This window comes from uncultured Jatrophihabitans sp. (assembly GCF_964244045.1).
Classification (GTDB): Bacteria; Actinomycetota; Actinomycetes; order Mycobacteriales; family Jatrophihabitantaceae; genus Jatrophihabitans.
In genome coordinates, this window is sequence record NZ_CAXTHK010000011.1 from 28,083 (window position 1) to 42,626 (window position 14,544).

The following is a 14,544-nucleotide window of genomic DNA, read 5'->3' on the forward strand; positions in this document are numbered from 1 at the left end:
GATGTTGCACGGTTCCTGTACCGTCCGCGACTGCGGGGTCCCCGAGCTTCGACCCATCCCGCGGACTGGAGAAGTAGTGGCGAGCAAGGGCGGCAAGGCGGGCACCAAGCTGGTGGTCGTCGAGTCGTCCACCAAGGCGAAGATGATCGGCGGTTTCCTCGGTTCCGGCTACGTCGTCGAGGCTTCGGTCGGGCACATCCGCGAGCTGCCACCCAACGCCGCCGCCGTCCCGGCTGCCTACAAGGGCCAGCCGTGGGCCCGTCTCGGGGTGGACGTCGACAACGACTTCGAGCCGCTCTACGTCGTCAGCGCCGACCGCAAGCAGGTCGTCAGCCGGCTCAAGGCGCTGCTCAAGGATGCCGACGAGCTCTACCTCGCCACTGATGAGGACCGCGAGGGCGAGGCCATCGCCTGGCACCTGGTGCAGGAGCTGAAGCCCAAGGTGCCGGTGCGCCGGATGGTCTTTCACGAGATCACGCCCAGTGCGATTGCCGCCTCCGTCGCGAACCCGCGCGAGATCGACGGCCACCTCGTCGAGGCGCAGCGCACCCGCCAGATCCTCGATCGGCTCTACGGCTACGAGGTCAGCCCGGTGCTGTGGAAGAAGGTACTGCCGCGGCTGTCGGCCGGGCGTGTGCAGTCAGTGGCCACACGGATGGTCGTCGAGAAGGAACGCGAGCGGATGGCGTTCCACGCCGCGTCCTACTGGGATGTGCTGGGCACCTTTGCGCCGGCAGCCCCCAAGCCCAACGACCCCGCGACCTTCACGGCGACCCTGGTGTCCGTCGACGACACCCGCCTCGCCACCGGCCGCGACTTCGACCCGGCCACGGGGCGCGCCCCTGCAAACGTCATGCACCTCGACGAGTCCGGCGCGCGCGGTCTCGCCGCCCGGCTGGACGGTCGCCCCTTCACCGTGCAGGGCGTCGAGGAGAAGCCCTATCGCCGGCGCCCGTACCCGCCGTTCATGACCTCGACGCTGCAGCAGGAGGCCGGTCGCAAGTTCCGCTGGTCGGCGCAGCAGGTCATGCGGACTGCGCAGCGGTTGTATGAGAACGGCTACATCACCTACATGCGCACCGACTCGACGAACCTGTCCGAGACGGCGCTGACCGCGGCCCGCAACCAGGCCCGCGAGCTGTACGGCGACGCGTACGTCCCGGCCGAGCCGCGCGTCTACACGCGCAAGTCCAAGAACGCGCAGGAGGCCCACGAGGCGATCCGCCCGTCGGGGGACTCGTTCCGCACGCCCGGCCAGGTCGCCAACCAGCTGTCGTCGGAGGAATTCCGCCTCTATGAGCTCGTCTGGCAGCGCACGCTCGCCTCGCAGATGTCCGACGCGGTGGGCACCACGGTGTCGATCCGGCTCGGCGCGACCTCGGCATCCGACGAGGCCGTCGTGTTCACGACGTCGGGTCGCACCATCACCTTTCCAGGCTTCCTGCGCGCGTACGTCGAGGACACCGACGAGACAGCAGCCGAGAAGGACGACGCCGAGAAGCGCTTGCCCTTGCTTGCCCGTGGTGACGCGCTCGACTCCCGTGCCTTCGAGCCGACCGGCCACACCACGTCGCCGCCGTCGCGCTACACCGAGCCGTCGCTGGTCAAGGCGATGGAGGAGCTCGGCATCGGTCGACCGTCGACGTACGCCTCGATCATGCAGACGATCCAGGACCGCGGTTACGTCTGGAAGAAGGGCCCGGCGCTCGTCCCGACGTGGACCGCGTTCGCGGTCGTCGGGCTACTTGAGAGCTACTTCGCGCGGCTCGTCGACTACGGCTTCACCGCGTCCGTCGAGAACGACCTGGATGACATCGCGGCGGGTGAGCGCTCGCGCGTCGGCTGGCTGCAGGGTTTCTACTTCGGCGACGAGAACCACGCCGGCGACTCGGAGCGCATCTCGGCGCAGGGCGGGTTGAAGAAGCTGATCGCCGCCCGGCTCGAGGAGATCGACGCCCGGGGTATCAACTCGATCCCACTGTTCGATGACATCGTCGTGCGCGTCGGACGGTACGGGCCGTACCTGCAGCAGGGCACGCCCGAGGACGGCCGCCGCGCGTCGCTGCCCGAGGACGTCGCGCCAGACGAGCTGACGCCGGAGAAGGTCGAGGAGCTGCTCTCGGCGCCGTCGGGCGACCGTGATCTGGGCGAGCTGCCCGACGGCCGTTCGGTCACGGCCAAAGCCGGTCGTTACGGGCCGTACGTCACCGACGGCGAGCGCACGGCGTCGCTGTTCAAGTCGATGTCGCTCGACACCGTGACGCTTGACGATGCTTCGCAGCTGCTCACCCTGCCCCGTTCCCTCGGGGCGCTCGACGGCGAGGACGTTACGGCGCAGAACGGTCGCTACGGGCCGTACATCAAACGCGGGACGGATTCGCGCTCGATCGAGTCCGAGGAACAGCTGTTCACGATCACGTTGGACGAGGCCAAGGCGATCCTGGCCCAGCCCAAGCAGCGTGGTCGACGCGCGGCCGCGGCGCCGCCGTTGCGTGAACTAGGCGAGGATCCGGTGTCCGGCGGCAAGATGGTGATCAAGGACGGCCGCTTCGGCCCCTACGTCACCGACGGCGAGACCAACGCCTCCCTGCGCAAGGGCGACGAGATCGAGTCCCTGACCGACGACCGCGCCGCCGAGCTGCTCGCCGACCGCCGCGCCCGCGGCCCTGCCAAGAAGACCGCCCGGAAGGCCGCCAAGAAGTCGCCGGCCAAGAAGGCCGCGGCGAAGAAGACGGCCAAGAAGACCGCCGCCAAGAAAACGCCCGCCAAATCCACGTCCTGACGGGTGCCGTGCAGGAAGGTCGGTGACCGCCGGTCAGTCCGCAGCGTTCTGCAGTTGTGGATCTTCCTGCGATGGCAGCGTCATGACGCGTGTGGTGCAGGAAGATCCGCTGGCGCGGGTCGGCGGGGTTGGCCGCCGCTAGGTTGCGAGCGCCCGCCCGAGCTGATCCACGACGAGATTCTCCTCGCCGCGAACGACGGCGGTCGGAAAGCGCAGTACGACGTCGCCGCTGATCGCCAGCTCGTTCTGACGCAACTGGTCTTCCCACCACCGTCCGACGATCAGGTGCAGCGCCCCGTCGATCTCGGCCACGATGCGCTTCCCCGAGCTGCTCCGCCATTCCGCGTCCAGGTAGCGCCGCCGCCCGGACGGTTCGCGGCGAACCGCCTGTCGGCGTGGTTCCGGTAACCCGTAGCGCCGGCACAGCCGGGCCAGGTCGATCTCACTCAGCGCCTGAGCCCCCTGCGTGATGTCGTGAGCGGCCGCGAGCAGGGCGTGGCGGTGACGGGTGCGCGAGGCGGATTCCACGGCTCGCACCAACTCGTGCGGGCGGATGAGCCGCTGCTGGACGTTCGCGGCGAGCAATCCGCAGGCGGGGCGTGTGGCGGTGAAGCTGCTTGCGGCCAGGACCGCCGCGTGACCCACTCGATCGCGTCTCGCGCCGTCCGACCATTCCGGCCATTGATCGGTGTAGTGGACGCGGAGTGGGATGCCGGCCGGGCGCCGGACGCGGGCACCGCGTGGCACGAGCACGTGGACCGGCTCGCGCTCCCACCCCTGCAACCCGGCCTCGTGCAACCCGGTGAACGAGGTCAGGAGCGCGCGCGGGCCGAGGTTGATGAGAGCGGCACTGCGGAGTTCGGCGTCCGACAGCCGGCCGTTGTGCCGGACGATCGACCTGCCGACGCGCTGCCAGCGATGCGCGTCGAGGTTGGCTCGGACCTCGGACGCCGAACGCCCGCACATGATCAGCTCAGGGAGGCTGCTAACGGCGTCGTCGTAGGCGGACCAGGAGTCAACGGATCGGGCTGCGGCGGCTGTGGGCACGGGCGTCATCGTGGGGGATCCCGCGTCGCGCCGCACCGGCGACGAGCACATTGTGGACGACCCTCGCAGCCTGTGGATACGTCATCGCCGGCCGCGGCGTGGATCTTCCTGTGGTGGGTGCGTCATAACGCTTGTGGTGCAGGAAGATCGTGCGGACGGGGCACGGGCGCCGGCCGCGGCGTGGATCTTCCTGCGGTGGGTGCGGCATAACGCGCGTGGTGCAGGAAGATCGGGCGGCGGGCGGCGGGCGGCGGGCGGCGGGCGGCGGGCGGCGGCGACGCGTTAGGCCTGCTGGAACTCGAGGCGGTTGCCGAACGGGTCGGGGCAGTGGAACCGCCGGACGCCCGGAATCTCGTCGGACGAGTCGACGCACGGGTACCCGGCGGCGCCGAGGCGGGCGCGCAGGGCGTCCAGGTCGGTGGACAGGAATGCCGGATGCGCTTTGCGGGCCGGCGCGAACGGCGTCTCGACGCCCAGGTGCAGCACCGCGTTGCCGGCGACGAACCAGCAACCGCCCCGCCCGGCGAGTGCGGCCGGCTTCGGGCGCTCAGTCATAGTGAGCAGAGCAGCGTAGAAGCCGCGAGCCGCGTCCTCGCCGCCCGCGGGGATTGCCACCTGGACGTGGTCGTAACCGGTGATCACGGTTTGTGGCCGACGACAAACAGCCGGCGGAACGGGAACAGCGTGCCGTGCGGTGTCGGGGGATAGGCGAGACTGAGCCGCGAAGCCAGCGCCGCGGTGAACTCGTCAGCCTCCGCCGCCGGCAGCGCGGCGAGCACCGGGCGTAGGCCGGTACCCCGCAGCCACTCGAGCACCGGGTCGACACCGGGCAGCACGTGCAGGTACGTCGTCTCCCAGGCCTGTACGGCGAGCCCGGCGTCCATCAGCAATCGCGCGTAGTCATCCAGCGCGAGCACCGTCTCCTCGCCGCGCAGGACGCCCGCCAGCGAACCGGCCCACCGCGCCGAGGCCGCCAGCGACCGCATCTCGACGTGCGACGGCGCGCCGAAATTGCCGGGCACCTGGAAAGCCAGCCAACCGCCCGCCGGCAGCTCGGCCGCCCACCGCCGCAGCAGCTCGACGTGCGACGGCACCCACTGCAGCAGCGCGTTGCTGATCACGACGTCGGCGTCGGCGGGCACCAGCCACGACTCGACGGCTGCCACGGAGAACGTCAGCCGATCCGTGGCCAGGCCCGCCGCTCGCGAGATCATGTCGGGCGAGGAGTCGAGGCCCTCGACGACCGCGCCGGGCCAGCGCGAAGACAGCAGTGCGGTCAACGAGCCCGGCCCGCATCCGAGATCGACGACCCGCCGTGGCGCGACGGCCTCGACACGCGCGAGCAGATCGACGAACGGTCGCCCCCGTTCGTCGGCATAACGGGCGTACTGCGTCGGATCCCAGTGCATGTCGTCGTCCAAATATCTTGACGTCAAGATAACTGTCTTGACGTCAAGATACCTAGCGGGTGCCCGCGTCGACAAGTGGTCGTTCCCTAGACTTCGTGCGTGAGCGAAGCTGGCGGAGCGGGGATGCGCCAGTGACGGCCGCACCCAAGCGCGAGCGTCGCGAGAACGCGGTGCTGGTGCTGGCCCGCATCCCGGTCGTGCGCCGGCTGTGGGCGGCCATCACCTTCTCGAGCCTCGGGGACTGGCTCGGCCTGCTGGCTAATAGCGCGCTCGCCCAGCAGCTGACGCACACCAACTCGTACTCGACGCAGGGTGCCGCTATCTCGGGCGTCTTTCTCGTGCGGCTGGCGCCGGACCTGTTCTTCGGAGCGATCGCCGCGGCCATGGCCGACAAAATGGACCGCCGCAAGACAGTGATCATCGCCGACGTCACGGCCGGAGTTCTCTACGCGAGCATCGCGGTCGGCTATAACCTGGTCTGGCTCTACATCGCGCAGTTCACGATCGAGGCGGTGGGGCTATTCAGCCAGCCGGCCAAGCAGGTCATCCAGGTCTCGATCGTGCCCAAGAAGCTGCTGGCCACGGCCAACCAGATCTCGCTCTTCTCGGTCTACGGCAGCGGGCCGGTGGCAGCCGGGCTGTTCGCACTGCTCTCGGTCGGGAATCGTCTCATCTCGGGCGACGACATCACCGGTAGCAGCGACGTCAACTACGCCATCGTCATCGCGCTGATCATCAACGCGATCAGCTTCTTTGTCAGCTCGGGGACGGTGTTCGTCAGTCGGCACGACATCCCGGTCGTGCCCGCCGACCGGGAGCAGCAGCAGGGCATCCTGAGCCTGCTGCGTGAGGGCATCGCCTACATGCGTGGCGATGCGCTGATCCGCGGGCTGTACATCGGCATCATCGGCGCTTTCGCCGCAGGCGGCCTGACTGCCGGCGTGGCACTGCTGTGGGTGAAGACGCTCGACGCGGGCACGGCCGGCTACGCGACCATGTTCGGCACGCTGTTCACCGGCCTGGCCGCCGGCATGCTGCTCGGTCCGCGAGTGCTGCCGAGCTACCCGCGCAGTCGGGTGTTTGGGATGGCCATCGGCGCCGCGGGTGTCACGCTGCTGATCATGTCGCTGATCCGCGACTTCATCCTGGCCGACGTGCTGGCCGGGCTCGTGGGGCTGTTCGCGGGCATCGCCTGGATCATCGGTTACACGCTGATCGGGCTCGAGGTCGAGGACCGCCTGCGCGGTCGGATCTTCGCCTTCGTGCTCTCGTCGGTGCGCCTCATGCTGTTCTTGACCATTGCTGTCGGCCCGCTCATCGCTGGCTTCGTCGGCTCGCACTCGATTCGGGTCGGCGACGACGCCCGGCTGACCTTCTCCGGGCCAGGCCTGACGCTGCTCATCGGCGGTGTCGTCGCCATCGGGGTCAGCGTCTACGCGACGTCCAGGGCCGGCGGACGCCCCGGCGGCTTCCGAGAGCTGATTCGCCGCCGCATCGTCGGCAGCGGCATGCGCCATCCCGACCACTCCGGCATGTTCGTCACCGTCGACGGCATGGACGCCGACGCCACCGCGGGCTATGCCGACCTGCTCGCCCACGCCTTCCGTACCGAAGGGTATGCCGTCGTCGAGACCACCGAGCCGACAGATTCGCCGACCGGTCGGCGGGTCGAGGAGCTGCTGCTGTCCGCGGCGTCCGCCGACGGTCACGGCGTCGAACCCGAGACCGCCGCGCTGCTGTCCGCGGCCGACCGCGCCGAGCATGTGGCCGCGGTCATCCGGCCCGCTCTGGTGCGCGGCGAGATCGTCATCTGCGACCGGTTCACGCTCACCAGCCTGGCGCTGCACGGCGGCGGCCGCGGAGCCGACGTCGACCGCATCCGGGCCGTCAACGCCTGGAGCACCGGCGACCTGCGTCCCGACCTCGTGCTCGTGGTCGACGGTGGCGAGCAGGCGGGAGACGACCACGGCTCGGCTCTCACCGGCGCCGCCGACGACCTCGACGCCCAGGCGGCTCGTCGCACCCTGCTCGACGAGGCCGCGGCCGAACCGGCGCGCTATCTCGTCTGCTCGGCCGAGCGGTCCGACGCACTGCCCGACGCGGTGCGCACCCGTCTGGACCGCCTGTTGGGTACCCGTGGGTCGCTTCTCGCGCGCGTGGATACGTCCGTGGATGCTCAATGAGCGGGGTGTTCGTTGCGTTCGAGGGCGGCGAGGGGACGGGCAAGTCGACGCAGATCGCGCTGGCCGCGGCGTGGGCCCGCGAGCTCGGACGGACGGTCGTCGAGACGCGTGAACCGGGCGGCACCGCGCTCGGTGTCGAGCTGCGCGGCCTGGTGCTCGACCCCGACGGGCAGGTGACCCCGCGCGCCGAGGCGCTGATCTACGCCGCGGACCGGGCCCACCACGTGGACACCGTCATCGTCCCGGCCCTCGAGCGGGGCGACGTCGTGCTCACCGACCGCTACGTCGATTCCACGCTCGCCTACCAGGGCGCAGGCCGCGGTATCAGCGACGCGAGCACGCTGACGTCCTGGGCCACGGGCGGGTTGCTGCCGCACCTGACCGTCCTGCTCGACCTGCCCCCGGCGCTCGGCCTCGCCCGGGCGGGGCAGCGGGCGCGGCTCGACCGCCTCGAGTCGGCGTCGCTGGCCTTCCACGAGACCGTGCGCGAACGGTTCCGCGAGCTCGCTGCCGCGGAGCCGGAGCGTTATCTGGTCCTCGACGCAGCCCGACTGGTCGACGACCTCGCCCGCGACGTGCAGGACGCGCTTACCGCGTTGCTCTGACCGTCGACGAGAAGTCTCGGCGTCAAGAGATGTGGCAACATGGCGGCATGGCTACTCGCCGGACGACGGGGTCGGCCGACGACGCGAGTGGCGTCGACGAGGTCGACGACATCGTCGCGGCGTGGCAGCGGGAACGTCCGGACCTCGACGTCGAACCGCTGCAGGTGCTTTCCCGCCTGGACCGGCTCGCCGACGCGTTGGGCGAGCGCCGCGCTGCGGTCTTCGCTGGATACGGACTGCGCCGGCACGAGTTCGATGTGCTGGCCGCGCTGCGCCGTTCGGGTGGCGACTTCCAGTTGACGGCCGGGGAGCTGGCCCTGCGCACCTACGTCACGTCGGGCACCATGACCAGCCGGCTGGACGGGCTGACCGCGCGGGGGCTCGTCACCCGCACGCCCGATTCGCTCGACGGCCGCCTTGTGCGGGTGGCGCTGACGTCGGCCGGCCGCGAGATCGTCGACGCCGCGTTCGAGGCGCTGCTCGCCACGGAACGCGAACTGCTCACCCCGTTGCCGCCCCACACCATCGGTCCCCTGGCAGAAGCGTTGCGCACGCTGCTCGCCCGGGCCGCCGACCACTGAACCGTCGTACCCGTCCGGCACACTGAGAACGTGAGCGTCTGGGACGAGCTGATCGGGCAGGAAGAGGCCGTCGCCACGTTGCGGTTGGCGAGCGAGGCGGCGCGCGACATCGCTCAGGACCGGCCCACGGCGCCCGGCCGAATGACCCACGCCTGGTTGTTCGTCGGGCCGCCCGGCTCGGGTCGCTCGGTCGCGGCTCGCGCGTTCGCCGCGGCGCTGCAGTGCGAGCGCGACGAGGTGGGCTGCGGCGAATGCGCGCAGTGCCGCACGGTGGCCCATCGCACGCATCCCGACGTCCACCTGGTGGTGCCCGAGGGTTTGTCCATCGGGGTGTCCGAGATGCGCCTCACCGTCGGACGGGCGGCCCGTCGCCCCTCGCTCGGCCGCTGGCAGATCGTGCTCATCGAGGACGCCGACCGGCTCACCGAGCAGGCGTCCAATGCGCTGCTCAAGGCCATCGAGGAGCCGCCCGCCCGCACCGTCATCCTGCTGTGTGCGCCGTCGTTGCACCCCGACGACGTCCTGGTCACCGTCCGCTCGCGGTGCCGCCTGGTGTCACTGCGCACGCCGCCGGCCGAGGCCGTCGCCGGGGTGCTGCGCGCCGACGGGTTCGACGCCGACGTCGCGGCGTGGGCCGCGGCGGCCGGGCAGGGCCACGTGGGCCGCTCGCGCCGGCTGGCCCGCGACGGCGACGCCCGCGACCGGCGTGCCGAGGTGCTCGCCATCCCCGCGTCGCTGACGTCCCTGCGGGCGTGCCTCGAGGCCGCCGACCACCTCGTAGGCTCGGCCGAGGGTGAGGCGGCTGCGCTGTCGGCCGACCTCGACGCGGGCGAGACCGAGTCCCTGCAGGTCGCAATGGGGGCCGGCGCGACGGGTCGGGGCACCGCCACCGCCGTCCGCGGTTCGGCCGGCGTGCTCAAGGAACTCGAGAAGCGGCAGAAGTCCCGGCACACCCGCACCCAGCGCGACGCGTTGGACCGGGCAATCGTCGACCTCGCCGCCTTCTATCGCGACGTCCTGCTGCACCACGCGTGCGCACCCATCGCGCCCGCGCACCCCGACTACGCCGACGACGTCGTGGCCGTCGCCCTACGCCTCGACCCGACGGGCGCGCTGCGCTGCCTCGACGCGATCCTGGCCTGCCGGGAGGCGCTGGACCTCAACGTCAAACCGCGGATCGCCGTCGAAGCCATGACCGCCGAGCTACGCCTGCCCTGATCGTTTCGGGCCATGCGCTCAGAGCGCGTACGGGGCCTTGCCGACCGGCGTCGCGCCCCGTCTGCCGAACGACGTGGTCGACCCGCCCCGCACATACCAGGTGTGATTCGACGGTCGGTAGACGGCGAGGTCGGCCCGACCGTCGCCGGTGAAGTCACCGGTCACCGGGACGTCGCCCTTGCTCCCCCACCGGACCGCCGCCCGTCCCCGCACGTAGAACGTGTGGTTCGACGGGCGGTAGACGGCGATGTCGGTCCGGCCGTCGCCGGTGTAGTCGGCGGGGACGGGGATGTCGCCCTTACGGCCGAAGCGGACGGTCCTACCGCCGCGGATGTGCCAGGTGTGATTCGACGGGCGGTAGAACGCGATGGAGTCTGCGCCGGAACTGATCCAACGACCGGGCACCGGGACGTCGCCGCGCCGGCCGTACTGGACGGCCGCGGCGGTGCCGCCGGTCGCGCCGGCGAAGTACCACGTGCCGTCGGACGGCCGCCACACCGCGACCTGGGTGGCCGCGCCGAGCCCGCGGTACTGCGCAGCCACCGGGACGTCGCCGCCGCGACCGAAGCGGATCGTGGTCAGCGTGCGGCCGGTCGGGCTGCCGAAGTACCACGTGTGGTTGGAGCGGCGATACACACCGACCCGGGCGAACCCGTCGCCGACGGTGTTCACCACCGGGACGTCGCCCCGAAGGCCGAAGCGGATCGTGGTCGGGTAGCCGTCGTTGAGCACCCACGTGCCGCTGGCGAACGTGGCCTCAGTGCTGCGGCGCAGGAACTGGAAGTCGTGCTGCGCGCGCAGCTGGGCGGTGGTGGCCAGCTGGAGGTCCGCGCCGTAGTAGGTCTGCAGGATGACGTTGTACTTGTTCGCCGTGTTGCCGCCCGCCCTGAGGTCCGGGTCGTTGCAGTTCTGACTGCCGTATTGGCTGAGCATCGTGCCGTTCGCGCCGGTGCCGCACGGCTCCTTGGACGAGCCGGTCAAGGTCGAGCGGTGCTGGGTCTGGAACACCTGCCCGGCCTTGCGGGCGAAGACCGGCCACGTCTGGGTGATTGAGGAGTTGGTCGCCGCCTGCGCCGAACCCGGACGATAGACCTGGAAATCCTGGTCGTCGGTGACGTCGAAGCACTGCGCCGAGTCGCCGTTGACGTAGCCGCCGAAGTGCGACATCCAGTACCACGCGTAGGTCTTGACGGCGACCGCGCCGGCCCTGCGCGCGTCACCGTCGAACGTGGCCGGCCATTCGTTGGGCAGCACGTCCTGGACGTACGTCAAGAACGGCACCGAGGAGATGCTCACCGTGTCGGTGCCCGGCGTGCGCACCAGCACCTTGACCAGCGAGCTGGCGCTGGGTGGGGTCGTGGTGGTGATTCGGTTGCTGCACGAACCGGTCAGCGCGGGCCGGCAGGTCACCGTGCCGAGCTCGCAGTCACCAGCCGCGGCGCGCAGCGCGTGGGCCGCCAATCCGCCCGCGCGGGTGGCCGGCGTCGGGTTCGGGGACGGAGTGTGCGCGTACGCGGTCGTAGTGCCCAGCAAGCAGGTCGCCGAGACGAGGGTCAGCGCCGCACCCAGGATCCGCTTCGTCATGTTCGTCCTCTCCGGGGCGAAACGTCGCCGCTGCCTCTGACAAGACGCGCCAGCGGGCCCGTGCGTTGCCTGTTCGGCGGATATCGTGTGCCCGTGGTGATGATGTGCGCGGTGACGTTCCAGCCGCAGGGCCGGCTGTACTACGCGGACCCCGGTGAGCTGCGCCCGGCAGTCGGCGAGCACGTCCTCTACCCGACGGCCGACGGCGACGAGGTCGCCCAGGTGACGTGGGCTCCAGAGTGGGTCGACGACGACATCGGCGGGCTGCCCGTACTGTCCGGTATGGCGGCCGATGACGACATCGCGGCGGCCACGGCGTCCCGCAAGCACCGCGCGGCGGTCCGGGTCGCGGCCCGCACGCTGATCCGTGAGCACGACCTGCCGATGAAGATCGCCGGCATCGACCACGTCCCGGCCGGCCATGACGCGTCCTCCGGGCATACGACGTTGTACTTCACCGCGCCGCAGCGGGTCGACTTCCGCGGCCTGGTTCGTGATCTCGCGGCCACGTTGAAAGGTCGCATCGAGCTGCGGCAGCTCAGTGCCCGCGATGAGGCGCGGCTCACCGGCGGCCTCGGTTCGTGTGGTCGTGAACTGTGTTGTGCGACGTTTCTCAACGACTTCGAACCGGTCAGCGTACGGATGGCGCGCGATCAGGACCTGCCCGTCAACCCGCTGCGCATCTCCGGCGCGTGCGGCAAGCTGATGTGCTGCCTGAAGTACGAGCACCCGCTGTACCAGGACTTCGCCGAGCAGGCGCCGGCCTTGGGCAGCGAGGTCGACACCGACGACGGCCGGGGGACGGTCGTGGGTCACAACGTGCCGGGGGAACAGGTCGTGGTGCGGATGTCCGACACCGGCCGGCGCACCACCTGCGCGCTCGCATCCGTGTGCGGGAGCCGCAAGGCCTACGAGTCGCGGGAGACGTGATCAGGCGGTCGGCAGCGCAGCGTGCGTCTCGGGCGTGTGCCACTGACCGCGGCTGATCAACACCTCGCGCAGCAGGTCCGGCCGGTCGGTGATGATGCCGTCCACGCCGCAGTCCAGCAGCCGGTGCATCGTCGAGGTGTCGTTGACCGTCCAGACCACGACGCGCAGGTCGGCGTCGTGCGCGCGGGCCAGCAGATCGTCGCGGAACACCGGCAGCCGACCCAGGCGCAACGGGACGTGCGCGAACCCGCCCGCCGTGAACCGTCCGCCGCGGGAGGCGAGCTGCGCGAGGTCCCGCCAGCTCAGTGCGCTGCACAGTTCTGGGCCGGCGAGCTCGGCCAGGCGGCGCAGCCACGCCCCGCGCGCCCCGGCCACGCAGATCCGCGGGGCCGCGCCGGTGGCCGTGATCAGTTCGGCGAGCGGCTCGATGACGGCCGGGTCCTTGACGTCGATCGTGAAGCAGGAATCCGGAAAGGCGGTCAGCAGGGCGGCCAGCGACAGCACCGGCCCGCCGCCCAGGACCGGCGTCGACGTCAGCTCGGCCAGCGTGCGCGCCCGGACCCGGCCGGTCAGCGGGGTGACGCGGTTGAGCAGCCCGTCGTGGAAGGCGACCAGGTGGCCGTCGCGGGTGAGGCGGACGTCGGTCTCGAGGAACCGCACCCCCAACGCGTACGAACGTCGGAACGCCTCGAGCGTGTTCTCGGCTGCCAGCCCGGCACCACCGCGGTGGGCGACGGCCAGCGGCCCGGGTGCGTCGCGATACCTCACGTGCCCACCATGCGTGCTCACCGCCACGAACGACGAACCGAATGGATTATGTTCATCATCATTTCGCTCCGGAGACACCGGGCAGTGCCCGCTGCTGGTCCGGCGGCCGTGCGAGAAGCGCGGTGCCCGACCCGTTAGACTCCCTCGGGTTGCGGCGCTGCCGTAACGCGCCGCCTTAGCTCAGTCGGTAGAGCACCTCACTCGTAATGAGGTTGTCCGGGGTTCGATTCCCCGAGGCGGCTCCATCAGCGCGCGGCCAGCACCAACGCCTTTGTGGTCACCTGCGCCATCAGCTCGGCTGACCACGACTCGAGCGGTCGCCCCGCGGGCAGCACGTCGCGCAACGCTTCAGACACCGAGTCGAGTGCGCGAACGATCGGCACCCGTCCACCGCTGAGCATGGCGACTGTCGAAGCCAGGGTGAACAGGGTGGACTGGTGATTGGGGTCCGTGACGACGGGCTGCCCGCTGAGCAACGTCATCTCGTGGGCGCTGAGCTTGCCGCAGGTCACCTGAGCTGGGTCGAGGATGATCCGGTCGTAACGCGGCAGCTGGCTCAACGTCCGGCCGCAACACGGCGAGGCCGCGGTGCCCGGCTCCGGTTCGGCGTGCAAGGTCTCGGCAGCAGTCATGGCATCCCCCGATGCTTCCGAGGGTCTTGACGTCCGGCCCCGCAGGCGTGCCGGTGCCTTCGCCAGGCGCCGGTCCCCCGATCAACGCCTGACAACGATCTTTATACCGGTCTGCGGGGCCACCTGCCCACCTGAGCGGCCAAACTGCGTCAGTGTTCGGGCAGTTCGCCGTAGGCGATGATCGACAGGAACTTGATCGGCAACTCGACCAGCTCCTCCGGTCCGTGCGGCGCCTCACCGTCGAACTGCAACGCATCGCCGACCCGCATGGTGAACGAGTTGTTGCCATGCCCGTAGACGATGATGCCCTCGAGCAGGTAGATGAACTCGGTGCCGGCGTGCTGGAAGAGCGGGAACACCTCGCTGGCCTCGGTCAGTGTCACGAACGAGGCTTCCATCCGCTTGTGGGCGCCGCGCAGGGCGCCCAGCAGGGTGTACTCGTGATGCACCCGGGTGCCCCGACCGACGATCCGCGCGCCGTGCCCGGCCGGGGTGAAAACGGCTTCGAGATCGGCGTCGAGGCCGCGGAACAGCGCCGACACCGGAACGCCCAGCCCGGCGGCCAACCGGCCGATGGTCGTCAGGCTGCAGGACGTCTGGGCGTTCTCGATCTTGGAGAACATCGCCTTGGAGATGCCGACGACCTGCGCCATCTCGGCCACGGACAGGCCCGCCGCCTGCCGGTAGGCGCGTACCTGGCGACCGATGACCTGCTCGAGGCCCTGGGGCTTGGCGTGGGCACCGGTGTCATCGCCGCCGGTTGCGTCCGCCGTAGTCACGATCGGTGATGCTACGACGGTTTGCC

General features: G+C 70.5%; 13 protein-coding genes and 1 tRNA gene. 7 read left to right on the top strand and 7 right to left on the bottom strand.

The window, feature by feature from the left end; all coding sequences use genetic code 11:
• Position 1 precedes the first annotated feature (1 nt).
• Positions 2–2,782, top strand: a complete 2,781-nt coding sequence (topA, locus tag ACFFC4_RS10405; protein WP_375500486.1) for a type I DNA topoisomerase — start codon at positions 2–4, stop codon at positions 2,780–2,782.
• Positions 2,783–2,920: 138 nt separating this feature from the next.
• Here topA and ACFFC4_RS10410 read toward each other — a convergent pair whose 3' ends face one another.
• From ACFFC4_RS10410 to ACFFC4_RS10420, 3 genes are all read right to left on the bottom strand, one after another.
• Positions 2,921–3,829, bottom strand: a complete 909-nt coding sequence (locus ACFFC4_RS10410) for a hypothetical protein (protein ID WP_375500488.1) — start codon at positions 3,827–3,829, stop codon at positions 2,921–2,923.
• A 282-nt stretch (positions 3,830–4,111) separates the two neighbouring features.
• On the bottom strand, positions 4,112–4,471 hold the full coding sequence (locus ACFFC4_RS10415; protein WP_375500490.1) for a VOC family protein: 360 nt from the start codon (positions 4,469–4,471) through the stop codon (positions 4,112–4,114).
• Positions 4,468–5,238, bottom strand: coding sequence for a trans-aconitate 2-methyltransferase (locus ACFFC4_RS10420; protein ID WP_375500492.1), 771 nt, complete (start codon positions 5,236–5,238; stop codon positions 4,468–4,470). Before ACFFC4_RS10420 ends, ACFFC4_RS10415 begins: the two co-directional genes overlap by 4 nt.
• 131 nt (positions 5,239–5,369) lie before the next feature.
• Here ACFFC4_RS10420 and ACFFC4_RS10425 point away from each other — a divergent pair, with 131 nt between their 5' ends.
• From ACFFC4_RS10425 to ACFFC4_RS10440, 4 genes are read left to right on the top strand one after another with little or no spacing between them, the layout of a single operon-like run.
• Positions 5,370–7,421, top strand: coding sequence for a bifunctional MFS transporter/dTMP kinase (locus ACFFC4_RS10425; protein WP_375500494.1), 2,052 nt, complete (start codon positions 5,370–5,372; stop codon positions 7,419–7,421).
• Positions 7,418–8,026 carry a dTMP kinase gene (gene tmk, locus ACFFC4_RS10430; RefSeq protein WP_375500496.1) on the top strand — a complete coding sequence of 203 codons (609 nt, stop codon included), beginning with the start codon at positions 7,418–7,420 and terminating at the stop codon, positions 8,024–8,026. Before ACFFC4_RS10425 ends, tmk begins: the two co-directional genes overlap by 4 nt.
• A gap of 47 nt (positions 8,027–8,073) precedes the next feature.
• Positions 8,074–8,607 (top strand): MarR family winged helix-turn-helix transcriptional regulator, encoded by a 534-nt coding sequence (locus tag ACFFC4_RS10435; RefSeq protein ID WP_375500498.1) that lies wholly within the window; start codon positions 8,074–8,076, stop codon positions 8,605–8,607.
• Positions 8,608–8,637: 30 nt separating this feature from the next.
• On the top strand, positions 8,638–9,825 hold the full coding sequence (locus ACFFC4_RS10440; protein ID WP_375500500.1) for a DNA polymerase III subunit delta': 1,188 nt from the start codon (positions 8,638–8,640) through the stop codon (positions 9,823–9,825).
• 18 nt (positions 9,826–9,843) lie between these two features.
• Here the strand turns inward: ACFFC4_RS10440 and ACFFC4_RS10445 are convergent, their stop codons facing one another.
• On the bottom strand, positions 9,844–11,409 hold the full coding sequence (locus ACFFC4_RS10445) for a SpoIID/LytB domain-containing protein (protein ID WP_375500502.1): 1,566 nt from the start codon (positions 11,407–11,409) through the stop codon (positions 9,844–9,846).
• Between the two features lie 93 nt (positions 11,410–11,502).
• Between ACFFC4_RS10445 and ACFFC4_RS10450 the strand changes: the two genes are divergently transcribed.
• Positions 11,503–12,339, top strand: a complete 837-nt coding sequence (locus ACFFC4_RS10450; RefSeq protein ID WP_375500504.1) for a stage 0 sporulation family protein — start codon at positions 11,503–11,505, stop codon at positions 12,337–12,339.
• On the opposite strand, the gene ACFFC4_RS10455 is transcribed toward ACFFC4_RS10450, so the two are convergent.
• Positions 12,340–13,107, bottom strand: coding sequence for a glycerophosphodiester phosphodiesterase family protein (locus ACFFC4_RS10455; protein ID WP_375500506.1), 768 nt, complete (start codon positions 13,105–13,107; stop codon positions 12,340–12,342).
• A gap of 169 nt (positions 13,108–13,276) precedes the next feature.
• Between ACFFC4_RS10455 and ACFFC4_RS10460 the strand changes: the two genes are divergently transcribed.
• Positions 13,277–13,352: transfer RNA gene (locus ACFFC4_RS10460), tRNA-Thr, on the top strand.
• Here the strand turns inward: ACFFC4_RS10460 and ACFFC4_RS10465 are convergent.
• Together ACFFC4_RS10465 and ACFFC4_RS10470 are read right to left on the bottom strand one after the other, a co-directional pair.
• Positions 13,353–13,739: a hypothetical protein gene (locus ACFFC4_RS10465; RefSeq protein ID WP_375500508.1), complete on the bottom strand. Its 387-nt coding sequence runs from the start codon at positions 13,737–13,739 to the stop codon at positions 13,353–13,355.
• 149 nt (positions 13,740–13,888) lie between these two features.
• A complete protein-coding gene (locus ACFFC4_RS10470) occupies positions 13,889–14,518 on the bottom strand; it encodes a helix-turn-helix domain-containing protein (RefSeq protein WP_375500510.1) in 630 nt (209 codons plus the stop codon).
• Positions 14,519–14,544: the final 26 nt, after the last annotated feature.